Below are 26439 nucleotides of genomic sequence, written 5' to 3'. Positions count from 1 at the left end.
AAAAAGTGGGAGCGGCCTCAATCCGCGTCGCGCGACGGCGCGAGAATCTCGCGGTTGCCGTTCGAGGACATCGCGGAAACGAGCCCCGACTGCTCCATCTGTTCGAGCAGTCGCGCCGCCCGGTTGTAGCCGATGCGCAGGTGCCGCTGCACCAGCGAAATCGACGCGCGGCGGTTCTTGATGACCACTTCGACCGCCTGGTCGTACAGGGGATCGGACTCGTCGCCGGTGCCGCTGGTTCCCGCGCCCGCCGAGCCCTCGTCGCCCTCGCCCGCCGTGCCGCCTTCGAGAATGCCCTCGATATAGTTCGGCTCGCCCTGCTCCTTGAGCTTTTCGACCACGCGGTGCACTTCGTCGTCGGCCACGAACGCGCCGTGCACCCGCACGGGCAGGCCGCTGCCCGGCGGCAGGTAGAGCATGTCGCCCATGCCGAGCAGCGATTCGGCGCCCATCTGGTCGAGAATCGTGCGCGAGTCGATCTTCGAGGACACCTGGAACGCAATGCGGGTCGGCACGTTCGCCTTGATGAGGCCCGTGATGACATCCACCGAGGGGCGCTGCGTGGCGAGAATCAGGTGAATGCCGGCCGCGCGCGCCTTCTGGGCGATGCGCGCGATCAGCTCTTCCACCTTCTTGCCCACCACCATCATGAGGTCGGCCAGTTCGTCGATCACCACGACGATATGCGGCAGCTTCTGGCATGGCTCCGGATCGTCCGGCGTGAGGCTGAACGGATTCGGGATCTTCTCCTCGCGCTTGTTCGCTTCCTCGATCTTGTTGTTGTAGCCCGCGAGATTGCGCACGCCCAGCTTGCTCATGAGCTTGTAGCGGCGCTCCATTTCGGCAACGGTCCAGTTCAGGGCGTTGCCGGCCTGGCGCATGTCGGTGACGACGGGGCACAGCAGATGCGGGATGCCCTCGTAGACGCTCATTTCGAGCATCTTCGGGTCGATCAGGATCATGCGGACCTGCTCGGCGCTCGCCTTGTAGAGCAGCGAGAGGATCATCGCGTTGATCCCCACCGACTTGCCCGAGCCGGTCGTGCCGGCCACGAGCAGGTGGGGCATCTTGGCGAGGTCGGCGCAGACCGGCTTGCCGCTGATGTCCTTGCCGAGGCCCATGGTGAGCGCCGAAGGCGCGTCGGCATAGACGGCCGAGCCGAGAATTTCGGAGAGCCGCACGGTCTGGCGGCGCTGGTTCGGCAATTCGAGCGCCATGCAGTTCTTGCCCGGAATCGTTTCCACCACGCGGATCGAGACGAGCGAGAGCGAACGCGCAAGATCCTTGGCGAGGTTGACGATCTGGCTGCCCTTCACGCCGGTGGCGGGCTCGATTTCATAGCGCGTGACGACCGGGCCTGGATAGGCGGCCGCCACGGCCACATCGACGCCGAAGTCCTTGAGCTTCTTCTCGATGAGGCGCGAGGTGAACTCGAGCGTCTCGTCGGAGATCGTTTCCTGGGTGGTGGAGGCCGGGTCGAGCAGCGCAATGGGGGGCAGCGTGGAATCGCCCGGCAGATCGGTGAAGAGCGGCACCTGGCGCTCCTTCTCCACCCGCTCCGAGCGCTGCGGCGTCACCACGGGCGGCACGATCGTAACCGGCTCGTGCTCTTCGATCTTCACGCGGCCGCGTTCCACCTTGCCTTCGCGCTTGACCGCGGCGGCCTCGCCCAGCTTGCGGTCGCGGCCTTCCTCGCGGCGCAGCCTGGCAAACGTCACGGCGTTGATGATGCCCTCGCCCACCTTTTCGGCCACGGAAAGCCAGGAAAAGCGGAAATAGAGCGACAGGCCGATGGCGAGCGCGAGCAGGAGCGCGAGCGTGCCGCCCGTGAAGCCGAGCGCGTGCGAGACGCCGCGCGCCACGGCTTCGCCCACCACGCCGCCCGGCGCGCGCGGCAACTGCAGCTTGAGCGACCACATGCGCAGCGCCTCGATGCCGTCGCAGGCGAGCAGGACGAGCACGAACGCAAAGCCTTCGGCAATCCAGCCGTGGTCGCGCGGCTTGTCCTCGTCTTCGTCGCCGATCGCCTCGTGGCGCGTGATGCGCCGGTAGTTCGCCGAGATGCTGCGCGCGAGCAGCACCACCCACCAGTAGGCCGAAAGGCCGAACAGCAGCAGCAGGATGTCCGAGGTCCACGCGCCGACGCGGCCCGCCCAGTTGGCGATGTGATCCACCTGGGCGGCGTGGGTCCAGCTCGGGTCGTGGCGGCTATAGCTGATGAGCGACATCAGCAGGAATACGCCCAGCGCCACTTGCAGCAGCCAGCGGATTTCGGTGAAAAGGCGCGACATGCGGTGAGGCAATGCCTGCGCCTGCGCGGAATAGGTAGCTTTGGCCATTGAATCCTGGTGCTGATCCTTGATGCATACGCGGCCCGCGCGCTGGCGCGGCCGCCGTCGTCCGATCCGGCCTATTGTAAACGCGTTGTTTGGACCCCGGATGTAAATGACGGTAACGGGCAACAGTGGCGCTCCGGCGTCGCGCCCGCCACCGCGGCGCCGCTGCCCGGGCTATCGGCGCGATGAGGAAGCTTCATGAGGCGCCAAAAGCCCCCGGCCTTTATAATTACGCGCTGATGCCCAATTACGTGCGTGTGCCCCTGCGCACCGCAGGGCGGCCCCGCTTCAACGCGTCATTCGCAGCGTCTTTCCACGGATTTCGACCATGTCTGCAACCAAACACGCCAAAGTCCTGATTCTCGGTTCCGGCCCCGCCGGCTATACGGCCGCCGTCTATGCGGCACGCGCGAACCTCTCGCCGCTCCTCGTCACCGGCCTGGCCCAGGGCGGCCAGCTCATGACCACGACCGACGTGGAAAACTGGCCCGCGGACCCGAACGGCGTGCAAGGCCCCGAGCTCATGCAGCGCTTTCTCGAGCACGCCGAGCGCTTCAACACGGAAATCGTGTTCGATCACATCCATACGGCGAAGCTCGACGAAAAGCCGATCCGCCTGATCGGCGACTCGGCCGAATACACCTGCGACTCGCTCATCATCGCCACCGGCGCGTCGGCGCAGTACCTCGGCCTGCCGAGCGAAGAGCTGTACATGGGCCGCGGCGTCTCGGCGTGCGCGACCTGCGACGGCTTCTTCTACCGCAACCAGCACGTCGCCGTGGTGGGCGGCGGCAATACGGCCGTGGAAGAGGCGCTCTACCTTTCCGGCATCGCAAAGAAGGTGACGGTGATCCACCGCCGCGACAAGTTCCGCGCCGAGCCGATCCTGATCGACCGCCTGCTGGAGAAGGAAAAGGAAGGCGTGGTCGAGATCAAGTGGGATCACGTGCTGGAGGAGGTCAAGGGCAACGAAGGCGGCGTGAACGGCATCCGCATCAAGAACGTGAAGACGGGCGCCATCGCCGACATCGACCTGCAGGGCCTCTTCGTCGCGATCGGCCACAAGCCGAACACGGACATCTTCGAAGGCCAGCTCGAAATGAAGAACGGCTACATCATCACGAACGGCGGCCTGAGCGGCAACGCCACGGGCACGAGCGTGCCGGGCGTGTTCGCGGCGGGCGACGTGCAGGACCACGTCTATCGCCAGGCGATTACGAGCGCCGGCACGGGCTGCATGGCCGCGCTCGACGCGCAGCGCTATCTCGAGACCATCAACGAGATCGGCCATCCGCACGTCATGAGTGCCGAAGCCGAGCGCTAATCGACCGCCGGGCCGCCCTGGGCTCGCTGCCGGGCCAGGCTTGGCCTGGCTGGACCGGGCTGCAGGCCGCTAGACTAGAATAGATAGCGAACTGCAGCCGGCGGGCAGCCCGGAACGAGGGCCGCGGCCAACTGGCCTGCGGCCTTTTTCTTTTGCGTCTCTTGCTTCGCCTGTGTTTTTTACGCGCTTGCTTGCGCGGCCCAGGCGTTCGCGCTGCCCGATTTCATCCGCTTTAACCATTCAGCGCCTTCCGTCATGCCGAAGAACGTGCCTCATCCCGGCGAACCCAGGCGCGCCAAGCCTGCGCGTGAGGCGGAGCCCGCGCCCCAGGCCGCGCCCGCCTCCGCGGCCCAAACCAGCGGCAAGGCCCAGCTCCAGGAAGGCTTCGCCGGACTGGGGAGCCTGCGCGACGCCCTCAAGGCGCAGACACGCCAGCGCGAACGCGAACGCGCGGTCGTCCAGGCCGCCCGCGTGGAAGCCGCCGCCGACAGCGACCTCTTTCGCCGCGAGATTGGCGCCGTTTCCCCGTTGAGCGCACCGCCGCGCACGCCGGCGCGCCGCTCGCCGCCCGTGCCGCTGCCGCTTCAGACCCAGCGCGACGAACAGGCCGTGCTGCACGAAGCGATCTCCGACGACTTCGATCCGGAAACGCTCCTCGACACCGACGACTCGCTCTACTTCCACCGCCCCGGCGTCAGCGCCGAGGTCGTGAAGAAGCTGCGGCGCGGCATGTGGATCGTCCAGGCGCAGCTCGACCTGCACGGCATGCGCCGGGAAGAAGCGCGCGAGGCGCTGCAGGCGTTTATCCGCGAAGCCGGCAAGCGCGGCCTGCGCTGCGTGCGCGTGATACACGGCAAGGGGCTCGGCTCGGTTGGCAAGGAGCCGGTCTTGAAGGGCAAGGTGCGCGCGTGGCTCGTGCAGAAGGAAGAGGTCATCGCGTTTTGCCAGGCGCGGGCGCACGACGGCGGCGCGGGTGCGGTGCTCGTGCTGCTGCAGCCGCATGCGCCCGGGCACCATCAGCATCATCCGCACGTGGAGCGCTAGGGACGCCCGGTAAGGGTCGGCGGCTTCTTCAACGCTGACAACCTTGCCGGGGCCAACATGCGTGCGCCCTCCCCGCTTCACCGCGCGCAACAAAAAAGCCTCGCGTGCTTCCCGCACGTGAGGCTTTTCGTTCGATACGGCGCTGCGTCATTCAGGCCGTTCGGCCCGCTCAGGCAATCCGTGCTTCCGTCTTCGGATCGAACAGCACGGCCTTCGACACGTCGAACAGCAGTTCCATGTTGTTCAGCGGCTGCGGGTTCGCGCCCGGGTGCACGCGGCTCACCACGCGCTTGCCATTGACCTGCGCGAACACGAGCGTGTCCGGACCGGTCGGCTCGATCACGTCCACCTTCACCGTGTGGCGCTGCAGTTCGTGGCCATGGCCGTCGTGCGAGCTGCGCGCGTCGGTGATGCGCTCCGGGCGCAGGCCCAGCACCACTTCCTGGCCGATATGGCCGCGCAGCTTGTTCGCGTCGAACGGCAGGTTCAGCACGTTGCGCGCCACGCCCGTGTCGAGTTCGAGACCCACGCCCGAGCCCTGCTCCACCAGCTTGCCGTTGATGAAGTTCATCGGCGGCGCGCCGATGAAGCCCGCCACGAACAGGTTCGACGGCGAATCGTAGATGTCCTGCGGCGCGCCGAACTGCTGGACGATGCCGTCCTTCATCACGGCGATGCGGTCGCCGAGCGTCATGGCCTCGATCTGGTCATGCGTCACATAGACGATCGTCTTGCCCACACGCTGATGCAGCAGCTTGATTTCGGAGCGCATCTCGATGCGCAGCTTCGCGTCGAGGTTCGAGAGCGGCTCGTCGAACAGGAACATGATCGGATCGCGCGCGAGCGCGCGGCCCATCGCGACGCGCTGGCGCTGGCCGCCCGAAAGCTGGCCCGGCTTGCGGTCGAGCAGGTGCTGGATCTGCAGCATGCTCGACACGCGATCGACGATCTGCGCCTGCTCGGTCTTCGGCACCTTGCGGATGTTCAGGCCGAACGAGATGTTCTCGCGCACCGTCATCGACGGATAGAGCGCGTACGACTGGAACACCATCGCAATGTCGCGGTCCTTCGGCGAGAGATTGTTGACGACCTTGCCGTCCATGCAGATCTCGCCCTTGGTGACCGTTTCGAGGCCGGCGATCATGTTCAGCAGCGTCGATTTCCCGCAGCCCGAGCCACCGACGAGAATCAGGAACTGGCCATCTTCGATGTCGATGTTGACGCCCTTCAGGACCGGCACCCCGTTGGGGTAAGTCTTGTAGACGTCGCGAATGGAAAGGCTTGCCATACCGTAAATCCTTTTCTCAAACTTTCGAAGTTAGCCCTTCACCGCGCCAGCCGTGAGACCGCGCACGAAGTAGCGGCCGGCGATTACGTAGACGAGCAGCGTGGGCAGCGCGGCAATGATCGCGCCGGCCATATCGACGTTGTATTCCTTCACGCCCGTGGACGTGTTCACGAGATTGTTCAGCGCCACCGTGATCGGCATCGAATCGACGCCCGAGAACACGATACCGAACAGGAAGTCATTCCAGATCTGCGTGAATTGCCAGATCAGGCACACCATGAAAATGGGCAGCGAGATCGGCAGCATGATGCGCGTGAAGATCATGAAGAACCCGGCGCCGTCGATGCGCGCGGCCTTCACCAGTTCGGCCGGCACGCTCACGTAGAAGTTGCGGAAGAACATGGTGGTGAAGGCGATGCCGTACACCACGTGCACGAGCACCAGCCCGCCGATCGTGTTCGAGAGGCCGAAGAAACCTTCAAGACGCGCCATCGGCAGCAGGATCGCCTGGAACGGGATGAAGCAGCCCACCAGCAGCATCGTGAAGAGCGCGTCGGCGCCGCGAAAACGCCAGTGCGTGAGCACGTAGCCGTTGAACGCGCCGATGATCGACGAGATCAGCACCGCGGGAATCACCATCTTCACCGAGTTCATGAAGAACGGCTGCATGCCGTCGCAGCGAACCCCGGTACAGGCGTGCGCCCACGCCTTCACCCACGGCGCGAAGCTCGGATGGGCGGGCAGCGTCAGCATGTTGCCCTGGTGCAGTTCGTCGAGCGTCTTGAACGACGTCGAGAGCATCACGTAGAGCGGAAACAGGAAGTACAACGCGAACAGGATCAGCACCGCGTAGATGAACACGCGGCTTACCTTCATCTTAGGCTGCATTGCGCGTGCTCCTCGATTCCAGGTACATCAGCGGCACGAGCACGGCCACGACGGTTGCGAGCATCATCATCGACGAGGCGGCGCCCACTCCGAGCTGCCCGCGATTGAACGAAAACGTGTACATGAAGATGGCCGGCAGCGACGACGACGTTCCCGGGCCACCCGCCGTCAGCGCGACGACGAGGTCGAACGTCTTGATCGTGATGTGGCACAGGATCAGCAGCACCGAGAAGAACACGGGGCGCATGCCCGGAATCACGATCTTGCGGTAGATCGTGGGCAGCGTCGCACCGTCCACCTGGGCGGCCTTGAAGATTTCGCCGTCCACGCCGCGCAGGCCGGCGAGAAAGAGCGCCATGCAAAAGCCGGTGGACTGCCAGGCAGCCGCCACCACGATACAGAAGATGGCCTTGTTTGGGTCGTTGAGCCAGCCGAGCTGGAAGCTCGTCCAGCCCCAGTCGTGCAGCACCTGCTGAATGCCCAGGTCGGGATTGAAGATCCACTGCCAGGCCGTGCCCGTCACGATGTACGAGAGCGCCATCGGGTAGAGGAACACCGCGCGCAGCGCGCCTTCCTGGCGAATCTGCTGATCGAGCAGGATCGCGAGAAAGAGGCCGAGAAACACGCAGATGGCAATAAAGGGAATGCCGAACCAGCCGAGGTTCTGCGCCGACGTCCACCAGACGTCGTTCGAGAACAGCTCGCTGTAGCGCTCGAAGCCTGCGAAATCGTAGCGCGGCATCAATCGCGAATCGGACAGCGAAATATAGCCGGTGACGGCAATGAAGCCGTAGACGAACACGAGGCTGATCAGAATGCTGGGCGAAAGCACCAGCTTCGGAATCCAGCGGTCTGCGAGCGCCGCCATCGGCGACGTGCGGCGCGTAGCAGGCGTGGCCGCCTTGCCGTTGCCGCTAAGAGAAGCAGTCACTGCGCAACTCCTGGTACGGTACGTTACGGCGCCGGCCGTGGCTGTCTTTGAGAAGCGCCGCGGCGGCCCGTTTCGCACGGGAAAAGGTTCGGGGTGAACCGTCATGCCCAGGGCGCCGCGCGCGGCGCGCCGGCAATACCGGTCGCACCGCGCGCGGAGCTCACCCTGCTTACTTCGTCTTTGCTGCCTTGGCGAGCGCTTCGACTGCGCTCTTCGAGTCCTGATCCGAGTTCATGAACTTCGTCACGACGTCGGTGATCGCACCTGCCGTGGCATCCGGCTGAGCCATGCCGTGAGCGAGCGAGGGCACATAGCCGCCCGACTTGATCGCGGTCTGCTCATCCGCATACGACTGCTTGCCGCACGCGTCGAACTTGCTCATGTCCACACCCAGACGGACCGGGATCGAACCCTTGTACAGGCTGAACTGCTCCTGGAACGACGGGCTCATGATGGTCTTCGCGAGCGCGAGCTGGCCAGGCGTGGCCGCCTTCTGGTCCTTCTGCTGGAAGAACACGAACGAGTCCACGTTGAAGGTGTACGACTTCGCGGTGCCCGGCACCGGTGCGCAGACATAGTCCTTGCCCGGCTGCTTGTTCGCGTTCGCGAACTCGCCCTTCGCCCAGTCGCCCATGAACTGCATGCCGGCCTTGCCGTTGATGACCATGGCCGTGGCGAGGTTCCAGTCGCGGCCCGTGCGGCCGTTATCCATGTACGACTCGATCTTGCGGACCGTGTCGAACACGCCGACCATCTGCTGCGACGTGAGGGTCTTCTGGTCCAGATCGACCAGCGCCTTCTTGTAGAAGTCCGCGCCTTGCGAGAGGACCACGTCTTCCCACAGCGTCAGGTCCTGCCACGGCTGGCCGCCGGCGGCGACCGGCTGGTAGCCCGCGGCCTTCAGCTTGTCGGCCAGCGCGAAGAATTCCGGCCACGTGGTCGGCGCCTTGCCGCCCACCTTGTCGAGCGCGGCCTTGTTGATCCACAGCCAGTTCACGCGGTGCACCGAGAACGGCGCGGCAACGTAGTGGCCGTCCGCGTGCATGATCTTGTCGATTTGCGGCGGCAGGTTGGCCTTCCAGTCGGTGGCGGCCGCATCGATCGGCACCAGCACGCCCTGCTCGGCCCATTCCTGGATCAGCGGACCCTTGATCTGGGCGGCGCTCGGCGCGTTGCCCGAAATCACCTGGGTCTTCAGTGCGGTCATGGCCGCCGCGCCCGCACCACCGGCGACCGCGAAGTCCTTCCACACATAGCCCTGCTTCTGCATGTCGTCCTTGAGCACGCCGACGGCCTTCGATTCGCCGCCCGAAGTCCACCAGTGCAGCACTTCGAGGGACTCGGCTGCCTGCGCCGTTACGACGCCGCCCATCAGACCTGCGGCGCACAGGGCGCCCATGATCGCTCGGAATTTCATTGCTTATCTCCTCCAGACACCTGAACAGTAAAAACAGATGGCCCCTGATGTCGCCAGGGTGCAGTGTGGTTAAAACAGGCACAAAAAACAGGCAAAACACTGGACGGTCGGGCGCCGGAGTGCCGCACGCGTGTTTTCATGAAACGCGCGCGAACCGCGAGCCGGTGTCCGGCCGCTGGACGCTCAAGAGATGAGTGGTACGGAATGCAAGTGACTGTCTCCTCTTTTGATTTTCACCGGCCGGCGGGCAAGTTCGCGTTGGTCTTTTCCCGCGGCAGGTCGAGGTGCCGCCTGCGTCACGCGGCTACCCCTCATGCGGGCGAGACGGCCGTCCGGCTCGCGCATCGACAATTTCAATGTCCTTTAACATGAGGGGTGTTCCGTCCGCTCGCGAAATCGCGCCAATCCGCCTTTTGACACCGGGCAGCACGCTTTTTTCATCGAATGAACGTTACCTCTTGATTTGGATTGTAGTTAAACTACAATTCAGTGTCAAAAAAAATTTTATCGGACTACGGCCGCCCGACACCCCCACCAGCGGCCTCCCCAGGACTTGTGACGGAGACTATGCAATTGCAGACCGATTCGGGCTTCACGTTCGTGCTCTTTGGCGCTACCGGCGACCTGTCGATGCGCAAGATCCTGCCGGCCCTGTATGAAGCGCACCGTTCAGGCATGCTGGCCGAGTCGGGCCGGATCGTGGGCGTCACGCGTCACGAGGAAAACCGCGACGAGTACATCCAGTGGGTCGATCAGCACGTGCGGCCGCACGTCGCGAAGAACGGCATCGACGAAGCCGCATGGGCGAGCTTTCTCGCGCGCATCGACTATGTGAAGCTCGATCTCTCGCGCGCCGAAGATTTCGTGATGCTGCGCGACGCCATCGAGACGATGCCCGGCATCCGCGTGTTCTATCTCGCCACGGGTCCGTCGCTGTTCGTGCCGATCTGCCGCGCGCTCGCCGCGGTCGGCCTGAACGAGAACTCGCGCATCGTGCTGGAAAAGCCGCTCGGCTACGATCTGAAGTCGTCCAATGCGATCAACGACGCGGTGGGCGAGATCTTCAGCGAAGGCCAGATCTACCGGATCGACCACTACCTCGGCAAGGAGCCGGTGCAGAACCTGCTCGCGCTGCGCTTCGGCAACGCCCTCTTCGAGCCGCTGTGGCGCCGCGAATGGGTGGAGAGCATCCAGATCACGATTGCGGAAGAACTCGGCGTCGAGGCGCGCGGCGACTTTTACGACAATACCGGCGCGCTGCGCGACATGGTGCAGAATCACCTGTTGCAACTGCTCTCGATCGTCGCGATGGAGCCGCCGCATTCGATGGACTCAGACTCGGTGCGCGACGAGAAGCTGCGCGTGCTGCGCGCGCTCAAGCCCATCGACGCCGTCGACATCAGCAAGGTGGCGGTGCGCGGCCAGTATCATGCCGGTGTGATCCGCGGCCAGGCCGTGCCGGCCTATGCGACCGAAGCCGGCGTGAAGCCCGACAGCCGCACCGAAACCTTCGTTGCCCTCAAGGTCGAGATCGAAAACTGGCGCTGGGCCGGCGTGCCGTTCTTCCTGCGCACCGGCAAGCGGCTCGCGGACCGCGTGGCGGAAATCGTCGTGAATTTCCGCCCCGTGCCGCACTCGGCGCTCGGCGCGCCCGCGCTGCGCCCCGGCGCGAACCGCCTCGTGATCCGCCTGCAGCCGAACGAGAACATCCGCCTCTACTGCCTCGCGAAGCAGCCCGGCGAAGGGATGAACCTCGCGAGCGTGCATCTGGATCTCGCGTTCGACCAGTTCTTCCGCGAAGGCCAGATGGAGGCGTATCAGCGCCTGCTGCTCGACGTGATCAACGGGCGCCTCGCGCTCTTCGTGCGCCGCGACGAGCAGGAAGCGGCATGGAAATGGGTCGAACCGATCCTGAACGAGTGGGCCGCCTCCACGCGCGCGCCGAAGCCCTATGCGGCCGGCACGTGGGGCCCCGCGGCATCGAGTGCGATGCTCGCGCAGCACGGCACCTGCTGGCTCGAAGAAGAGAACTGAACACGATGCGAAACGGCATGCGCGCCTCGCGCGCGCGCCGGAACCGACTGATTGATGGAAACCGACCGATATCTACAAAAAAGCTGCATGGAGGAGAAGTGATCGAGCTTCACGTATTCGACGACCCGCGCGTCCAATCCGACGCGCTGGCGCGAGCCGTGGGCGATGCGCTACATGCGTCGCTCGCCGCTCAAACCGCCGCGCCGGGCACCGGCGCGCGCCGTGCGACGCTCGCCGTCTCCGGCGGCACGAGCCCGCGCCCCTTCCTCGAAGCCCTTTCGACGCACCGCTTCGACTGGGCCCGCACCGACATCACGCTCGTGGACGACCGCTGGGTGCCGGAAACGGACCCGGCCAGCAACGCGCGCCTCGTGCATGAAACGCTGCTGAAGAACGAAGCGGCGCAGGCGCGCTTTCTGCCGCTCGTGGACGTGAGCCAGACGCTGGACGCCCACGTGGCCGCGCTCAACGCCGACCCGCAGCGCCTCCTGCCCGACGTCGCCGTGCTCGGCATGGGCGAGGACGGCCACACGGCGTCGATCTTCGCGGACGCGCCCGAGTGGCACGAAGCGATCACCACGGCGCGCCCGTTCGTGGCCGTCCATCCGCAGGCCGCGCCGCATGCGCGCGTCTCGTGGTCGATGCAGGCGCTGCGCCAGGTCGATCGCCTGTTCCTGCTGATCGCCGGCCAGCGCAAGCTGGAAGTCCTGCAACAAGCCGCCGCGGCCGAACAGAACAACGCCATTTCGAAGCTGGCGAACGACAAGGGAGTGAGACTCGATGTCTACTGGTGTGCCTAATAAAACCGCCCCGGGCGCGGGCCAGCACGCCGACGGACCGAGGCTGCTCGCCGATATCGGCGGTACCAACGCGCGCTTTGCGCTCGAAACCGGGCCGGGCGAGATCGGCCAGGTGCGCGTTTATCCGTGCACCGACTACCCCGGCGTCGCGGAGGTGATCCAGCAATATCTCAAGGACACGAAGATCGGCCGCGTGAATCACGCGGCAATCGCAATTGCGAACCCGGTCGATGGCGACCAGGTGCGCATGACCAATCACGACTGGACCTTCTCGATCGAAGCCACGCGCCGCGCGCTCGGCTTCGATACGCTGCTGGTCGTGAACGACTTCACCGCGCTCGCCATGGCGCTGCCGGGCCTGACCGACGCCCAGCGCGTCCAGGTGGGCGGCGGCCAGCGCCGCCAGAACAGCGTGATCGGCCTGCTCGGCCCGGGCACGGGCCTCGGCGTCTCGGGCCTCATCCCCGCCGACGACCGCTGGATCGCGCTCGGCAGCGAAGGCGGCCACGCAAGCTTCTCGCCCCAGGACGAGCGCGAAGATCTCGTGCTGCAGTTCGCGCGCAAGAAGTGGCCGCATGTCTCGTTCGAGCGCGTGTGCGCGGGCCCCGGCGTGGAGATCATCTACCGCGCGCTCGCCGCGCGCGACAAGAAGCGCGTGGCCGCCAACCTCGATACGGCCGACGTCGTCCAGCGCGCGCACGAAGGCGACGCGCTCGCGCTCGAAACCGTCGAGTGCTTCTGCGGCATCCTCGGCAGCTTCGCGGGCAACATCGCGATGACGCTCGGCTCGCTCGGCGGCATCTACATCGGCGGCGGCGTGGTGCCGCGCCTCGGCGAACTCTTTACGCGCTCGTCGTTCCGCCAGCGCTTCGAAGCCAAGGGCCGCTTCGACGCCTATCTCGCGAACATTCCCACCTACGTCATCACCGCCGAGTATCCGGCGTTCCTCGGCGTTTCCGCGATCCTCGCGGAGCAACTGGCGAACCGCGCCGGCGGCGGCTCCTCGGCCGTGTTCGAGCGCATTCGCCAGATGCGCGACGCGCTCACGCCGGCCGAGCGCCGCGTGGCCGACCTCGCCCTGAACCATCCGCGCTCGATCATCAACGACCCGATCGTCGATATCGCGCGCAAGGCCGACGTGAGCCAGCCCACGGTGATCCGCTTCTGCCGCTCGCTGGGCTGCCAGGGCCTCTCGGACTTCAAGCTCAAGCTCGCCACGGGCCTCACGGGCACGATTCCCGTGAGCCACAGCCAGGTGCACCTCGGCGACACGGCGACGGACTTCGGCGCGAAGGTGCTCGACAACACCGTCTCGGCGATCCTGCAGTTGCGCGAGCATCTGAACTTCGAGCACGTCGAGCAGGCCATCTCGCTGCTCAACGGCGCGCGCCGCATCGAGTTCTACGGTCTCGGCAACTCGCACATCGTCGCGCAGGACGCGCACTACAAGTTCTTCCGTTTCGGCATCCCGACCATCGCCTACGGCGACCTGTACATGCAGGCGGCCTCGGCCGCGCTGCTCGGCAAGGGCGACGTGATCGTGGCGGTGTCGAAGTCGGGCCGCGCGCCCGAACTGCTGCGCGTGCTGGACGTGGCCATGCAGGCCGGCGCGCAGGTCATTGCGATCACCTCGAGCAACACGCCGCTCGCTCGGCGCGCGACCGTGGCGCTGGAGACGGATCACATCGAGATGCGCGAGTCGCAGCTTTCGATGATCTCGCGCATCCTGCACCTGTTGATGATCGACATCCTCGCGGTGGGCGTGGCGATCCGCCGGGCTTCGTCGGAGGGCGAAATGCACGATGCCGTCGAACGCGCGCGCGAGCATGCCGACGACGATGCCTCCGCCGTGCTCGACTGGCTGAGCCACGGAGCGTCATCGACGGCGCGCGACTGAGCGGCTCACGCGCCGCCGGCAGTCAAAACGGCAGTCAAAACAATGGGACGCCTCGGCGTCCCATTTTCGTTGCTGCGGCGCGCCCGAGGCACTGCCATCGGAGATGACGCGCATTGACTCGCATTTACGTCGAAGCAGGCTGCGTTTTGTGCCCCGGCGCGGGCCGGCCGTGCCATTTCACGACGACGCTGCGCCCCACCCACGTCATCGCGCCGCACACGCCGATCGTGCAGCCCATGCCGAGCGGCGAGACGCCCGGAAACCACCCCACCACCGCGCTCGCAAAGGCGCCGAGGCCCAGTTGGGCCGCGCCGAACACGGCCGCGGCCGCCCCCGCGTTCACGGGGTAGCGATACATCAGATCGGTCGCGCAGTTCGCGCTCAAGAGCCCCACCACGCTCACCACGAAGAAAAGCCCCGCGACGATCGACCACAACCCGCCCCAGCCCGTCACGCACATCAGCGCGACAAAGAACGAAGCGACGATGCTGACCTTCGAGGCGATCGACACCATGCGCAGCGTGCCCATGCGGCCGATGAAGCGCGTGTTCAGGAAATTGCCGAGCATGATGCCGAAGACGTTCATGCCGAAGAAGAGCCCGTAGTGCTGCGGCGAAACGTGGAAATACTCGATATAGACGAAGGGCGTGGCCGAGATGTACGTGAACATCGAGGCGAACGCCATGCCGCCGCAGAGCATGTGCCCCCATACGAGCGGGTCGCGCAGCAGACGCCCGTAAGCCGCGAACGAGCGCAGCACGGCGGCGCTTTCGCGCTTCTCGGGCGGCCACGTCTCCGGCACGCGCAGCCAGGCCATCACCGCGCAGGCGAGGCCGAAGAGCGTGAGCGCGACGAACACCACGCGCCAGCCGCCGATCAGCAGCAACTGCCCGCCGATCAGCGGGGCGAGCAGCGGCCCGATCGAAGTGACGATCGCAACCATCGAAAGCACTTTGGCGGCGTCGGAGGGCTCGTGCGCGTCGCGCGCAATGGCGCGCGCCAGCACCGAAGCCGCGCCCGCGCCAAGCGCCTGCAGAAAGCGCACGACCACGAGTTCGCCCACCGAGAACGACAGCCAGCACGCAATGCTCGCCACCGTGAAGAGCGCAATGCCGCCGAGCAGCACGGGGCGCCGGCCATACGCGTCGGAGAGCGGGCCGTACAACAACATGCCGACCGAGAAGCCGGCCATGAAGCTCGTGAGCGTCGCGGCCGCGGCCGCGGTGGAGACGCCGAACGCCTGGGCGATGCCCGGCAGGCTCGGCAAGTACATGTCCGTCGCGAGCGGGCCGCAGGCCGCGAGTGCGCCGAGCAACAGGATCAGCCGGAGGTCGGGCCGGCGGCGGGTGGAATGAGGCATGGACAGGCGCGGGAGCGGGCCGCGGGCGGTACGCCGCGGCTGCATCGGTTATAGGCGCGCCGCGCGGATGGCGCAAAGCGGCGTCGAAGCTAACAATTGTACCCGACGCTTAAAAACGCCACGATGTCGCAAGCGACGCAGGCGATGCCGCACCGGCCGGCTTCGCGGTAAGCTGCCCGCTTTTCGCTGCCCCCTTCCGACCTTCTTTTCAGCCACCGCGAACGATGCCCGCCTTCCTGCTCATCTGGAGCCCCAAGAAGTGGCCCTGGCCCGAACTGCCCGAGCTCGCGCAACGCGTGCAAGCGGGTGTTGCCGTCGCCGACACCTGGGGCTGCGGCTTCGCCCGCGGCATCCTGCCGGGCGACCGCGTGTTCGTGCATCGGGTCGCGTCCGAACCGCGCGGGCTGTTCGGCTCGGGCTACGTGACCCGCGCGCCCTACGAGGTGCCCGATCCCGCCTACAAGCGCGGCTACCGGCTGTGCATCGACTTCGTCTACGACTGGCTCGTCGATGCGAACCGCGAGGTCGTGATAGGCCGCGACGCGCTGCGCGTGCATCCGTTCTCGGTGCAAACATGGGATGCGCAGAGCTCGGGCACCGTCATCAAGCCGATGGCGCAAGGTGCGCTGGAAAAGCGCTGGGCAGAACTGACCGGGCGCCGGCCGGCGCCGCCGCTACCCGTACCCCTGCCCCTGCCCCTGCCGCTCGCGGCACTGCCTCCGGATGCCGATAGCGCGGCGGCGGCAGCCGAAACGCGGCCCGATGCCGCACCCGGGCTGGCAAGCCCTCCGCGCAGGCGCCCCCGCACGAAAGACCCTGCGCCGGGCAAGGCCACCGCCGGCCGCCGGAAATAGCCGCCGTTACTGCGCGAGCCCCGCCGGCAGAGGACTCGCGCGGGGCCGGCCACGCTCCGCACCGGTACGGTATAGCCCAGCCGGCGCGACCGGCTCCCTCGTCGCGAGTCCGGTACAATTTCAGCAGATCTTCCCTACGCCGCGCCCGCATTCCAGGCCGCGCGCCATACCCCATACCCTTTACGCAGCGCTCACGCAGGTCCAGCACCCATGTCCAACACCCAGTCCAGCACGCCGTCCCGGAACGAGGCCCTCTTCGAACGCGCGCAGCGCACCATTCCCGGCGGCGTGAATTCGCCCGTGCGGGCGTTCCGCTCCGTGGGCGGCACGCCGCGCTTCATCGAGCGCGCGCAAGGACCGTACTTCTGGGACGCCGACGGCCAGCGCTACATCGACTACATCGGCTCCTGGGGCCCGATGATCGTCGGCCACGTCCATCCCGAAGTGCTCGAAGCCGTCGAGCGCGTGCTGCACAAGGGCTTCTCGTTCGGCGCGCCGACCGAGGCCGAAATCGAAATCGCCGAGGAAATCTGCAAGATCGTCCCGTCGATGGAGCAGGTGCGCATGGTGTCGAGCGGCACCGAAGCCACCATGAGCGCGCTGCGTCTCGCGCGCGGCTACACGAAGCGCGACCGCATCGTGAAGTTCGAGGGCTGCTATCACGGCCACGCCGACAGCCTGCTCGTGAAGGCGGGCTCCGGCCTGCTCACGTTCGGCAATCCGACTTCGGCGGGCGTGCCCGTCGATATCGCCAAACACACCACCGTGCTCGAGTACAACAACGTGGCCGCGCTCGAGGAAGCGTTCAAGGCGTTCGGCGACGAGATCGGCGCCGTGATCGTCGAGCCGGTGGCAGGCAACATGAACCTCGTGAAGGGCTCGCCCGAATTCATCGGCGCATTGCGCAGCCTCTGCACGAAGCACGGCGCCGTGCTGATCTTCGACGAAGTGATGTGCGGCTTCCGCGTGGGCCTGAAGGGCGCGCAGGCGCTCTATGGCGTGGAGGCGGACATGGTGTGCCTCGGCAAGGTGATCGGCGGCGGCATGCCCGCGGCAGCATTCGGCGGGCGCCGCGAGATCATGGACCACCTCGCGCCCAACGGCACCGTGTACCAGGCGGGCACGCTCTCGGGCAACCCGGTAGCGGTCGCGGCCGGGCTCAAGACGCTGCAGCTGATCCAGGCGCCCGGCTTCTACGAGAAACTTGCGGCGCAAACGGCGCGCCTCGCGCAAGGACTGAGCGCCGCGGCGCGCGAAGCGCAGGTGCCGTTCGTGGCGGATTCGGTGGGCGGCATGTTCGGCCTCTACTTCGCCGATAAAATCCCCGCGAGCTTCGCCGAAGTCACGAAGAGCGACATCGCGCGCTTTAACCGCTTCTTCCATCAGATGCTGGATGCGGGCGTGTACTTCGCGCCGTCGGCTTACGAGGCAGGCTTCGTGTCGAGCGCGCACGACGACGCGATCATCGACGAAACGATCGCCGCCGCGCGCCGCGCCTTCGCGAGCTGATCCTCAGCGAAGCACGGCACAGCCCGCCACGCAAAAGCGCATACCACGACCTCGCCGGGCGCGCGACGCCCGGCGCCCCCGACCCGCCGCCGCGGAGAAAGCACGACGATGTTCTCGCAAACCGATTTCCTCCATATGGAACGCGCGCTCGCCCTCGCGGCGCGCGGCCTCTACACGACCGACCCGAATCCGCGCGTCGGCTGCGTACTGGTGAAGGACGGCGAGATCATCGGCGAAGGCTATACGCAGCCGGCCGGCCAGGATCACGCCGAAATCCAGGCGATGAAAAACGCCCGCGCGCGCGGCAACGACCTGCGCGGCGCGACGGCCTATGTCACGCTCGAACCGTGCAGCCACTTCGGCCGCACGCCGCCGTGCGCGAACGCGCTGATCGAAGCGAAAGTCGCGCGCGTGATCGCGGCAATGGAGGACCCGAATCCGCTCGTTTCGGGGCGCGGCCTCGGCATGCTGCGCGACGCGGGCATCGACGTGCGCTGCGGCTTGCTCGCCAACGAGGCGCGCGAACTGAACATCGGCTTCGTCTCGCGCATGGTGCGCAAGCGCCCGTGGGTGCGCATGAAGATCGCGGCGTCGCTCGACGGCCGCACCGGCCTGCCCTCGGGCGAAAGCCAGTGGATCACCGGCGAAGCGGCCCGCGCGGACGGCCACGCCTGGCGCGCGCGCGCCTCGGCGATCCTCACCGGCATCGGCACCGTGAAGGAAGACGACCCGCGCATGACCGTGCGGGCCGTCGATACGCCGCGCCAGCCCAAACGCGTGCTGGTGGACAGCCGGCTCGGCGTGTCGCCGCTCGCGCAGATTCTCGTCGGCGCGCCGACGCTCGTGTTCTGCGCTTCGCTCGACGAACACAACGCCGAGCGCGCCGAAACCCTGCGCGCGCGCGGCGCCGAGCTTGTCGCGCTCGGCAACGCGCAGGGCAAGGTCGATCTGCCCGCGATGCTCGGCGAACTCGCCGCGCGCGGCGTGAACGAACTGCACGTGGAAGCGGGCTACAAGCTCAACGGCTCGCTCCTGCGCGAAGGCTGCGTGGACGAACTGCTGCTGTACGTGGCGCCCTCGCTCCTCGGCACCAACGCGCTCGGCATGATCGACATTGCCGCGCCGGCCTCGCTCGATGCGCGCACGCGCCTGAATTTTCACGCGGTCGATCGTATCGGCGACGACCTGCGCATCCTCGCGCGCATCGAGCGCGCGGAGGAAGCGCAAACGGATACGCCCTGAACCGGCGCGGCGAGCGGCGATCCGATCAACCCCATCGAACACGAGGAACAGCACGATGTTTGCCGGAATCGTCGCGGCGGTGGGCCGCATCGCCTCGATCGCGCCGCTCGGCAGCAGCGCCGATGCGGGCGGGCGCCTGAGCGTGGACGCGGGCAGCCCTGGCCCCCTCCCCGCCGTCTCCTTTCCGTCACATCCCCCAACGCCGCAAGCACGAACCTCCGGACGCTGCTAGAATCGGCAGAATCTTCATACGGGTGCCGACACGAGCGGCGCCCTTCCCCTTCACCCGATTTTCCGAGGAGGCTGAGATGGTAAAGAACGCTCAAATCGCCGCCGGCATGCCAATGCCTCGGGTGCAATCGGGTTCGCCGCGACTTCCGCGCCGAGGTTAGCGCAAGCGCGCTCCGCGCGGCCTCCTTTTTGCCGCGCAGCATCTCCGTGAATTCGAATTAGGGCGTCCGGCTGCCGCCGCGACGCACGGGTTCGTTTTCCATTGCCAATTTTCATCAAGTCTTCGGGCGCAAAGCCCGAAGCACGCTCCCATGACCGACCAAAAAGCAAACACCGATTCCGGCGGACGTACGTTCCGCGACGTGCTCGGCTTCACCTGGCGGCACTGGACGCGCCAGCCCGTGCGCGTACTCGCCATCGCACTCGCCGCGCTGTTCGGCGCGCTCGCCGACGTGCTCACGCCGCACTACGCCGGCGAACTCGTCGATGCGCTCGCGCGCGACGCCGCCAGCGGCAGCGAGGTCGCCTGGCACGCAGCCGTCTGGGCGTTCTGGATGCTCACCGCGCTCGGGCTCGCCGGCACGCTCATGCGCCAGGCGGCGTTCCAGAACATCATCGTGCTCACGCTGAAGATGATGAGCGAGATCGCCACGCAGGCGTTTCATCGCGTGCAGCGCTTCTCCACCGACTGGCACGCCAACAGCTTCGCGGGCTCCACCGTGCGCAAGATCACGCGCGGCATGTGGGCGCTCGACCTGCTCAACGACACGCTGCTGGTCGCGCTCTTCCCGTCGCTCGTGATGCTGGTGGGCTCCACCGTCCTGCTCGGGCTGCACTGGCACGTGATGGGGCTCGTCGTCGGGCTGGGCTCGCTGCTCTATCTCGCCATCACGGTGTCGCTGTCGCTCTTCTATGTCGCCCCTTCGGCGCGGCTCGCGAATGCCTGGGACACGAAGATGGGCGGCGCCCTGGCCGACGCGATCTCCTGCAACGCCGTCGTGAAGGCGTTCGGCGCGGAAACGCGCGAAGAAGCGCGGCTCGCGCGCGTGGTCTCGAAGTGGGACAGCCGCACGCGGCGCACGTGGCGGCGCGGCACGTTCAACGGCGGCGTGCAGGGCGTGCTGCTCGTCGTGATGCAGGCGGCCATCCTCGGGTCGGCGCTGATCCTCTGGGCGCGCGGCCTCGCGAGCATAGGCGACATCACGTTCGCGCTCACGCTGTTCTTCCTGTTGAAAGGCTATCTGCGCGATGTGGGAATGCATGTGCGCAACCTGCAGCGCTCGGTCAACGACATGGAAGAGCTCGTGATGCTCGATACGCAGCCGCTCGGCATCGACGACAAGGCCGGCGCCCCGCCCATCGTGGTCGATCGCGGCGACATCCGCTTCGAGAACATGACGTTCCACTACGGCACGATCGAGCGGCCGCTGTACGAGAATCTCACGCTGCGCATCAAGCCCGGCGAGCGTGTGGGGCTCGTCGGCCATTCGGGCTCGGGCAAGACCACGCTGATCAAGCTGATCCAGCGCCTGTACGACGTGTCCGGCGGCCGTATCACGATCGACGGGCAGGACATCGCGCTCGTGCAGCAGGCCTCGTTGCGCTCGCAGATCGCCATCGTGCAGCAGGAGCCGGTGCTGTTCCACCGCTCGCTCGCGGAGAACATCGCCTATGCGCGGCCCGGCGCGACGCATGCCGAGATCGAGCGCGCGGCGAAGCTGGCCAGTGCGCACGATTTCATCGACGCGCTGCCGCACGGCTACGACACGCTCGTGGGCGAGCGCGGCGTGAAGCTCTCGGGCGGCGAGCGCCAGCGCGTCGCGATTGCCCGGGCGTTCCTCGCCAACGCGCCGATCCTGATCTTCGACGAAGCCACCTCGAGCCTCGACAGCGAGAGCGAGGTGCTGATCCAGGAGGCGATGGAGCGGCTGATGGTGGGCCGCACGACGGTGGTCGTTGCGCACCGGCTTTCGACGGTGCGCGCGCTCGACCGGCTGCTGGTGCTCGATCGCGGCCGGGTGGTGGAAGAAGGCACCCACGACGCCCTCGTGCGCCGCCCGAACGGGCTGTATCGCCGGCTTTTCGAGCGCCAGGCGCTCGAACTGACGAAGGGCCTCTCGGACGACGTCGTGCTGCGCTGATGCTCTGGCGGGCACGCTTGGAAGCTATTCAGGCGGTCCCGCCAGCCCCCGGCCCCGCCGACGGCGACTTGGCCGCCCGCGTGGCGTAAAATATGCGCTTTCCCAAAAAGATCCCAACATGACCCTCGCCACCACCCCCGAGATCATCGCCGAGCTCAAGGCCGGCCGGATGGTGATCCTCGTCGACGAAGAAGACCGGGAGAACGAGGGCGACCTCGTCATCGCGGCGGAATTCGTCACGCCCGAAGCGATCAACTTCATGGCGAAATACGGTCGGGGCCTGATCTGCCTGACGCTCACCCAGGAACGCTGCAAGCAGCTCAACCTGCCGCTCATGACCTACCGCAACGGCACGCAGTACGGCACGGCGTTCACGGTGAGCATCGAGGCGGCCGAAGGCGTGACGACCGGCATTTCCGCCGCCGACCGCGCCCGCACGATCCAGACGGCCGTCGCGCACGACGCGCGCGCCGAGCACATCGTGCAGCCGGGCCACGTGTTCCCGATCATGGCGCAGCCGGGCGGGGTGCTCGTGCGCGCGGGCCACACCGAGGCGGGCTGCGACTTCACGGCGCTCGCGGGCCTCACGCCGGCCGCGGTGATCTGCGAGGTCATCAAGGACGACGGCACGATGGCGCGCCTGCCCGACCTCATCGAGTTCGCGCAGGAGCACAACCTGAAGATCGGCACGATCGCCGATCTGATCCACTACCGCAGCCGCACCGAGTCGATCGTGGAACGCGTGGCGGAGCGCACCATGCAGACGGCGCACGGCACGTTCCGCGCGATCATGTACGTCGATCACCCCTCGCGCACGCCGCACATCGCGCTCGTACGCGGCACGCCCACGCCCGAGCGCGACACGCCGGTGCGCGTGCACGAGCCGCTTTCGGTGCTGGATCTGCTCGAAACGGGCGCGTCCACGCACTCGTGGACGCTCGACGCCGCCCTGCGCGAAATCGCCGGGCGCGACCTCGGCGTGATCGTCATGCTCAACTGCGGCGACACGAAGGAACATCTGATCGACGTCTTCAAGGCATTCGACCAGAAGGAGCGCGCCGAGGCGCTCGCGCGCCGCCCGGTCGATTTCAAGACCTACGGCATCGGCGCGCAGATCCTGCGCGAACTTGGCGTGGGACGCATGCAGGTGTTGTCGAAACCCCGCCGCCTCGGCAGCATGTCGGGCTATGGGCTCGAAGTCACCGGCTTCGTGCCGATGCCGGGCAGCAGCACCGAGGCGCCCTGCCCGCCCGAAACCGCCGAGCGCGCCGCCACGCGCGCCTGAGCGGCCACGCCCTCACCGGCCGCGGCCGCACCCGCTCAACACGCGTCACAACGCTTAACCGAACCAACGGATACCACATGGAAATCGGACAATACCAACCGAACCTCGACGGCGACGGACTGCGCATCGGCATCGTCCAGTCGCGCTTTAACGAACCGGTCTGCAACGGCCTCGCCGACGCGTGCATCGAAGAGCTCGAACGCCTTGGCGTGACGGGCGAAGACGTGCTGCTCGTCACCGTGCCGGGCGCGCTGGAAATCCCGCTCGCGCTGCAAAAGCTCGCCGAAAGCGGCCAGTTCGACGCGCTGATCGCGCTCGGCGCGGTCGTGCGCGGCGAGACCTATCACTTCGAACTCGTCTCGAACGAAAGCGGCGCGGGCATCTCGCGCATCGCGCTCGACTTCGGCGTGCCGGTCGCCAACGCCGTGCTGACGACGGAAAACGACGAGCAGGCCGTCGCGCGCATGACCGAAAAGGGTCGTGACGCGGCGCGCGTCGCCGTCGAAATGGCCAACCTCACGGTGGCGCTGGAGCAACTCGACGGCGGCGACGACGACGAGGACGAAGACGAGGAAGACGAAGAGGAACAGCAATGAAGAGCGCGCGCCGCCGCTCCCGCGAACTGGCCACGCAGGGGTTGTATCAGTGGCTGCTGTCGGGCGTGCCCGCCGGCGAAATCGACGCGCAACTGCGCGGTTCGCAGGGCTACGACAAGGCCGACCACGAGCATCTGGACGCCATCCTGCATGGCGTGATCCGCGATGCCGACACGCTTTCGGCCGCCATCGCGCCCTGCCTCGACCGGCCCATCGAGCAGCTTTCGCCCGTCGAGCGCGCGGTGCTGCTGGTGGCGACCTACGAGCTCACGCACCACGTCGACATCCCCTACCGCGTCGTGATCAACGAGGCGGTGGAGCTGGCGAAGACCTTCGGCGGCTCGGACGGCTACAAGTACGTCAACGGCGTGCTGGACAAGCTCGCGGTGCAACTGCGCGCCACGGAAATCCAGTCCGCGCGCAAGTCGTGATGGCCGGGGCGGCCGGGAAGCGCCGCGTGCGCGCCTCCCGCCGCCGCGCGAATCTGTTGTCGTAACGCGGTCCGCGCGCCGGGAAACACCCCAAGGCGCTCTGGACCTGGCCGGCCTCCCCGGCACGAAAGAACCGGAATCACCCGCATGAACACCGTTGCCGAACCGCTCCTGCGGCTTGCCGCGCGCGTCGATGCCATCCAGCCGTTCTATGTCATGGAACTGGCCAAGGAAGCGGCAAAACTCGAACGCGCCGGGCGCGACATCATTCACATGGGCATCGGCCAGCCGGACTTCACGGCGCCGGAACCCGTGGTCGAGGCCGCCGCAGCCGCCCTGCGCCGCGGGGTCACCCAGTACACCAACGCGCTCGGCATTCACGCGCTGCGCGAAGCCATCGCCGGTCATTATCGCGATGCGTACGGCCTCGCCATCGATCCGGCGCGCGTCGTGGTGACGGCGGGCGCTTCCGCGGCGCTGCTGCTCGCCTGCACGGCGCTCGTCGATCGCGACGACGAAGTGCTGATGCCCGACCCGTGCTATCCCTGCAACCGCCACTTCGTGGCGGCGGCCGAAGGCAAGCCGGTGCTCGTGCCGAGCGGCCCCGAGGCGCGCTTCCAGCTCACGGCCGCCGACGTCGAACGGCTCTGGACGCCGCGCACGCGCGGCGTGCTGCTCGCCTCGCCGTCGAATCCCACCGGCACCTCGATCGAGCCCGACGAGCTCGGGCGCATCGTGCAGGCCGTGCGGGCACGCGGGGGCTTCACGATCGTCGACGAAATCTACCAGGGCCTGAGCTACGGCGCGCGGCCCGTTTCGGCGCTGTCGTTCGGCGACGATGTCGTGACCGTCAACAGCTTCTCGAAGTACTTCACCATGACGGGCTGGCGTCTGGGCTGGCTGGTCGTGCCGCCCGGCCTCGTTGGCGCGTTCGAGAAGCTTGCGCAGAACCTCTTCATCTGCGCGTCGGCCCTCGCGCAGCATGCGGCGCTGGCGTGCTTCGAGCCGGACACGCTCGCGATCTACGAATCGCGCCGGCTCGAATTCCAGCGCCGGCGCGACTTCATCGCCCCCGCGCTCGAATCGCTGGGTTTTCGCGTGCCGGTCATGCCCGACGGCGCGTTCTACGTCTACGCCGACTGCACGAACGTCGCGCACCCCAGCGCCGGCGACAGCGACGCGCTGACCCGCGCGATGCTGCACGACGCCGGGACGGTCATGGTGCCGGGCATGGATTTCGGCAGCGCGGCGCCGCATCGATACGTGCGGCTGTCCTACGCCACGGCGTACGAACGGCTGGAGGAAGCAGTCGAGCGGCTGCGCGGTTTTTTCGGCCGCTAGCGCGTTCGGTTCGTTTGTTTCTCCGTCCCCCGCAGGCAAAAAAAATGGCACCCGAGGGTGCCATTTTTTACGAGTCCCGACGAAGGGCCTTTTACGCGTCCATCACGCGCCAAGCTGGGCCGAAGAACCGTGCTTCTGCGCCGTGGTGCTGGCGTCGTCCTGATCCGCCGAGGCCTTGTCCGGCGTGACCGACGTCTTCTCGATCATCGGATGCGCACCGTCCAGCGTCACCTGCACGCGCTTGTTGCTCGCCACCTTCTGCGGCGCAGGCGTGCCGCCCGTCGCCGTCGTGACGGGCGCCTGCGGCGCATTGACCGGCACGTTGCGGCCGCGGGCGACGTCGCGCAGGCGCCCCCGCTCGGCCATCACCTTCGCGCCGTAACCGCCGTCGTCCTGCGTGCTCGAGCCCACGTAGAGGCGCAGACCGCCCGGCAGCGAGCCGCCGCGCGCGATGCAATCCTTGAGCACGAGCGCGCCCACCTTGATGTTCGCGAGCGGATCGAGCGCCGCGCTCTGGCCGCCGAAGTACTGGAACTTGTCGGAGTGGACCTTCGACATCACCTGCATCAGCCCTTGCGCGCCCACGCCGCTTTCGGCGTACGGGTTGAAGCCCGACTCGATCGCCATCACCGAGAGCAGCAGGAGGGGGTCGAGCCCCACTTCCCGGCCCGTATCGAATGCGGCCTTGACCAGTTCGGCCACCGGCTCCTGCGCCACGCGATAGCGGCGCGAGAGATAGCCGGCGACGAGCGCCTGCTCGCGCTCCGAAACGAGAATGCGGTCGTCGCGGGCATCGGGCGTGATGCGCTGCGACGGAATCATGCGGGCAAGCGAGCCGACGCTCGGCAGCGAGCGCGGATCGAGGCCGTTGAGCGCCACCGCGTCGAGCGTGGCGACGCCGGAGCCCGGCTGGGCCGCGGCTGCGGCATTGGCGGCGCCGTTTGCGGCATTCACACCGGCGTCGGCCGAGACGGCCACGGGCAGCATGGCGCCGTCGCTGCCGTTGTCGTCGGTCGCCGCACCCGGGGGCGCGAACGAGGGCAGCGGGTTGCCTTGCAGGAGGCGCGCCGGTCCGGCCTGCACGGCCGCCGACACGAAGGGCATCAAACGCGCCGCCAGCGTGCCGCGCCACGTGGGCAGCAGCCAGAGGGCAAGCGCGAGCAGGACGGCACAACCGCCAACGAGGCTGAACAGGTGATGGCTCAGACGGGTGCCACGCCGCAGCAGCGCACGCAGACCAAGCGCTAGACGCTCGTCGGCGCGCCACCACGATAACCAGGTATTCATCTACAGATCTCCCATGATGCATGATCCGGCAGACCGGGGAGCGGCACGAGGCCAACAGCCCGATGCAGGATCAAGACACCGCGCGCCCTGGCTGGTGCGGCAGCGGCGTCGGGAAAACGGCAAGTTCGCCGCGGTGGAACTCCTCCGGTACTGATCGAAGCGCGCCGAGGGGGCGCGGGAGTTCTCACGCAAAAAGCCAGCGC

At 67.1% G+C, this 26439-nt stretch carries 20 protein-coding genes and 1 pseudogene; 14 read left to right on the top strand and 7 right to left on the bottom strand.

The window, feature by feature from the left end; all coding sequences use genetic code 11:
- Nucleotides 1-17: 17 nt before the first annotated feature.
- Nucleotides 18-2339, bottom strand: a complete 2322-nt coding sequence (locus BFE01S_RS13770; RefSeq protein ID WP_028226014.1) for a DNA translocase FtsK — start codon at nucleotides 2337-2339, stop codon at nucleotides 18-20.
- 325 nt (nucleotides 2340-2664) lie between these two features.
- Between BFE01S_RS13770 and trxB the strand changes: the two genes are divergently transcribed.
- Both trxB and BFE01S_RS38535 read left to right on the top strand, forming a co-directional pair.
- The gene (gene trxB, locus BFE01S_RS13765) at nucleotides 2665-3660 is read left to right on the top strand and encodes a thioredoxin-disulfide reductase (RefSeq protein ID WP_028226013.1); all 996 of its coding nucleotides are present in this window, start codon (nucleotides 2665-2667) and stop codon (nucleotides 3658-3660) included.
- Between the two features lie 255 nt (nucleotides 3661-3915).
- Complete coding sequence (locus tag BFE01S_RS38535; RefSeq protein WP_042337624.1) at nucleotides 3916-4704, top strand: Smr/MutS family protein; 789 nt, start codon at nucleotides 3916-3918, stop codon at nucleotides 4702-4704.
- A 169-nt stretch (nucleotides 4705-4873) separates the two neighbouring features.
- On the opposite strand, the gene BFE01S_RS13755 is transcribed toward BFE01S_RS38535, so the two are convergent.
- The 4 genes from BFE01S_RS13755 to BFE01S_RS13740 form a co-directional block, all read right to left on the bottom strand.
- Nucleotides 4874-5992, bottom strand: coding sequence for an ABC transporter ATP-binding protein (locus BFE01S_RS13755; protein WP_028226012.1), 1119 nt, complete (start codon nucleotides 5990-5992; stop codon nucleotides 4874-4876).
- A gap of 30 nt (nucleotides 5993-6022) precedes the next feature.
- Nucleotides 6023-6880: a carbohydrate ABC transporter permease gene (locus BFE01S_RS13750; RefSeq protein WP_028226011.1), complete on the bottom strand. Its 858-nt coding sequence runs from the start codon at nucleotides 6878-6880 to the stop codon at nucleotides 6023-6025.
- The gene (locus BFE01S_RS13745; protein ID WP_028226010.1) at nucleotides 6870-7811 is read right to left on the bottom strand and encodes a carbohydrate ABC transporter permease; all 942 of its coding nucleotides are present in this window, start codon (nucleotides 7809-7811) and stop codon (nucleotides 6870-6872) included. Before BFE01S_RS13745 ends, BFE01S_RS13750 begins: the two co-directional genes overlap by 11 nt.
- A 169-nt stretch (nucleotides 7812-7980) precedes the next feature.
- A complete protein-coding gene (locus tag BFE01S_RS13740; RefSeq protein ID WP_028226009.1) occupies nucleotides 7981-9228 on the bottom strand; it encodes an ABC transporter substrate-binding protein in 1248 nt (415 codons plus the stop codon).
- 573 nt (nucleotides 9229-9801) lie between these two features.
- On the opposite strand from BFE01S_RS13740, the gene zwf reads away from it, so the two are divergent.
- The 3 genes from zwf to BFE01S_RS13725 all read left to right on the top strand — a co-directional run bounded on the left by zwf (nucleotide 9802) and on the right by BFE01S_RS13725 (nucleotide 13959).
- Nucleotides 9802-11262, top strand: coding sequence for a glucose-6-phosphate dehydrogenase (gene zwf / locus BFE01S_RS13735; RefSeq protein ID WP_028226008.1), 1461 nt, complete (start codon nucleotides 9802-9804; stop codon nucleotides 11260-11262).
- 98 nt (nucleotides 11263-11360) lie between these two features.
- On the top strand, nucleotides 11361-12062 hold the full coding sequence (pgl, locus tag BFE01S_RS13730; RefSeq protein ID WP_028226007.1) for a 6-phosphogluconolactonase: 702 nt from the start codon (nucleotides 11361-11363) through the stop codon (nucleotides 12060-12062).
- Complete coding sequence (locus BFE01S_RS13725) at nucleotides 12043-13959, top strand: bifunctional transcriptional regulator/glucokinase (RefSeq protein WP_028226006.1); 1917 nt, start codon at nucleotides 12043-12045, stop codon at nucleotides 13957-13959. The genes pgl and BFE01S_RS13725 overlap by 20 nt, the downstream gene beginning before the upstream one ends.
- A 124-nt stretch (nucleotides 13960-14083) precedes the next feature.
- Here the strand turns inward: BFE01S_RS13725 and BFE01S_RS13720 are convergent, their stop codons facing one another.
- Entirely contained in the window at nucleotides 14084-15319 is a 1236-nt protein-coding gene (locus BFE01S_RS13720; protein ID WP_028226005.1) for a Bcr/CflA family multidrug efflux MFS transporter, read from the bottom strand.
- Between the two features lie 224 nt (nucleotides 15320-15543).
- Here BFE01S_RS13720 and BFE01S_RS38530 point away from each other — a divergent pair, with 224 nt between their 5' ends.
- The 9 genes and pseudogenes from BFE01S_RS38530 (at nucleotide 15544) to BFE01S_RS13680 (ending at nucleotide 24949) form a co-directional block, all read left to right on the top strand.
- Entirely contained in the window at nucleotides 15544-16173 is a 630-nt protein-coding gene (locus BFE01S_RS38530) for a hypothetical protein (RefSeq protein WP_042337623.1), read from the top strand.
- Nucleotides 16174-16383: 210 nt separating this feature from the next.
- Nucleotides 16384-17682 (top strand): glutamate-1-semialdehyde 2,1-aminomutase, encoded by a 1299-nt coding sequence (hemL, locus tag BFE01S_RS13710; RefSeq protein ID WP_028226004.1) that lies wholly within the window; start codon nucleotides 16384-16386, stop codon nucleotides 17680-17682.
- 108 nt (nucleotides 17683-17790) lie between these two features.
- Nucleotides 17791-18924 (top strand): bifunctional diaminohydroxyphosphoribosylaminopyrimidine deaminase/5-amino-6-(5-phosphoribosylamino)uracil reductase RibD, encoded by a 1134-nt coding sequence (gene ribD, locus BFE01S_RS13705; RefSeq protein WP_028226003.1) that lies wholly within the window; start codon nucleotides 17791-17793, stop codon nucleotides 18922-18924.
- Between the two features lie 55 nt (nucleotides 18925-18979).
- Nucleotides 18980-19078: pseudogene (locus BFE01S_RS45800) on the top strand (riboflavin synthase); the annotation flags it as partial.
- 388 nt (nucleotides 19079-19466) lie between these two features.
- Nucleotides 19467-21296 carry an ABC transporter ATP-binding protein gene (locus tag BFE01S_RS38525; RefSeq protein ID WP_042337622.1) on the top strand — a complete coding sequence of 610 codons (1830 nt, stop codon included), beginning with the start codon at nucleotides 19467-19469 and terminating at the stop codon, nucleotides 21294-21296.
- 118 nt (nucleotides 21297-21414) lie between these two features.
- Nucleotides 21415-22581, top strand: coding sequence for a bifunctional 3,4-dihydroxy-2-butanone-4-phosphate synthase/GTP cyclohydrolase II (ribBA, locus tag BFE01S_RS13695; protein ID WP_028226002.1), 1167 nt, complete (start codon nucleotides 21415-21417; stop codon nucleotides 22579-22581).
- Between the two features lie 77 nt (nucleotides 22582-22658).
- A complete protein-coding gene (gene ribH / locus BFE01S_RS13690; protein WP_028226001.1) occupies nucleotides 22659-23177 on the top strand; it encodes a 6,7-dimethyl-8-ribityllumazine synthase in 519 nt (172 codons plus the stop codon).
- On the top strand, nucleotides 23174-23608 hold the full coding sequence (gene nusB / locus BFE01S_RS13685) for a transcription antitermination factor NusB (protein WP_028226000.1): 435 nt from the start codon (nucleotides 23174-23176) through the stop codon (nucleotides 23606-23608). Before ribH ends, nusB begins: the two co-directional genes overlap by 4 nt.
- A gap of 147 nt (nucleotides 23609-23755) precedes the next feature.
- A complete protein-coding gene (locus BFE01S_RS13680; RefSeq protein ID WP_028225999.1) occupies nucleotides 23756-24949 on the top strand; it encodes a pyridoxal phosphate-dependent aminotransferase in 1194 nt (397 codons plus the stop codon).
- 102 nt (nucleotides 24950-25051) lie between these two features.
- Here BFE01S_RS13680 and BFE01S_RS13675 read toward each other — a convergent pair whose 3' ends face one another.
- Nucleotides 25052-26236, bottom strand: a complete 1185-nt coding sequence (locus BFE01S_RS13675; protein ID WP_028225998.1) for a lytic transglycosylase domain-containing protein — start codon at nucleotides 26234-26236, stop codon at nucleotides 25052-25054.
- Nucleotides 26237-26439 lie beyond the last annotated feature (203 nt).

It is taken from the genome of Paraburkholderia ferrariae NBRC 106233 (assembly GCF_000685035.1).
In the GTDB taxonomy this organism is placed as follows: domain Bacteria; phylum Pseudomonadota; class Gammaproteobacteria; order Burkholderiales; family Burkholderiaceae; genus Paraburkholderia; species Paraburkholderia ferrariae.
This window is presented reverse-complemented; position numbering and strand designations above follow the sequence as displayed.

Excerpts from the sequence above, each read along its gene's own strand:
- BFE01S_RS13675 (WP_028225998.1), bottom strand. The coding sequence starts at position 26,236 with ATGAATACCTGGTTATCGTGGTGGCGCGCCGACGAGCGTCTAGCGCTT.
- BFE01S_RS13680 (WP_028225999.1), top strand. The coding sequence starts at position 23,756 with ATGAACACCGTTGCCGAACCGCTCCTGCGGCTTGCCGCGCGCGTCGAT.
- trxB (WP_028226013.1), top strand. The coding sequence starts at position 2,665 with ATGTCTGCAACCAAACACGCCAAAGTCCTGATTCTCGGTTCCGGCCCC.
- BFE01S_RS13720 (WP_028226005.1), bottom strand. The coding sequence starts at position 15,319 with ATGCCTCATTCCACCCGCCGCCGGCCCGACCTCCGGCTGATCCTGTTG.
- BFE01S_RS13750 (WP_028226011.1), bottom strand. The coding sequence starts at position 6,880 with ATGCAGCCTAAGATGAAGGTAAGCCGCGTGTTCATCTACGCGGTGCTG.
- nusB (WP_028226000.1), top strand. The coding sequence starts at position 23,174 with ATGAAGAGCGCGCGCCGCCGCTCCCGCGAACTGGCCACGCAGGGGTTG.
- ribD (WP_028226003.1), top strand. The coding sequence starts at position 17,791 with ATGTTCTCGCAAACCGATTTCCTCCATATGGAACGCGCGCTCGCCCTC.
- ribBA (WP_028226002.1), top strand. The coding sequence starts at position 21,415 with ATGACCCTCGCCACCACCCCCGAGATCATCGCCGAGCTCAAGGCCGGC.
- BFE01S_RS13740 (WP_028226009.1), bottom strand. The coding sequence starts at position 9,228 with ATGAAATTCCGAGCGATCATGGGCGCCCTGTGCGCCGCAGGTCTGATG.
- BFE01S_RS38525 (WP_042337622.1), top strand. The coding sequence starts at position 19,467 with ATGACCGACCAAAAAGCAAACACCGATTCCGGCGGACGTACGTTCCGC.
- BFE01S_RS38535 (WP_042337624.1), top strand. The coding sequence starts at position 3,916 with ATGCCGAAGAACGTGCCTCATCCCGGCGAACCCAGGCGCGCCAAGCCT.
- BFE01S_RS13725 (WP_028226006.1), top strand. The coding sequence starts at position 12,043 with ATGTCTACTGGTGTGCCTAATAAAACCGCCCCGGGCGCGGGCCAGCAC.
- ribH (WP_028226001.1), top strand. The coding sequence starts at position 22,659 with ATGGAAATCGGACAATACCAACCGAACCTCGACGGCGACGGACTGCGC.
- BFE01S_RS13755 (WP_028226012.1), bottom strand. The coding sequence starts at position 5,992 with ATGGCAAGCCTTTCCATTCGCGACGTCTACAAGACTTACCCCAACGGG.
- hemL (WP_028226004.1), top strand. The coding sequence starts at position 16,384 with ATGTCCAACACCCAGTCCAGCACGCCGTCCCGGAACGAGGCCCTCTTC.
- BFE01S_RS13770 (WP_028226014.1), bottom strand. The coding sequence starts at position 2,339 with ATGGCCAAAGCTACCTATTCCGCGCAGGCGCAGGCATTGCCTCACCGC.
- BFE01S_RS38530 (WP_042337623.1), top strand. The coding sequence starts at position 15,544 with ATGCCCGCCTTCCTGCTCATCTGGAGCCCCAAGAAGTGGCCCTGGCCC.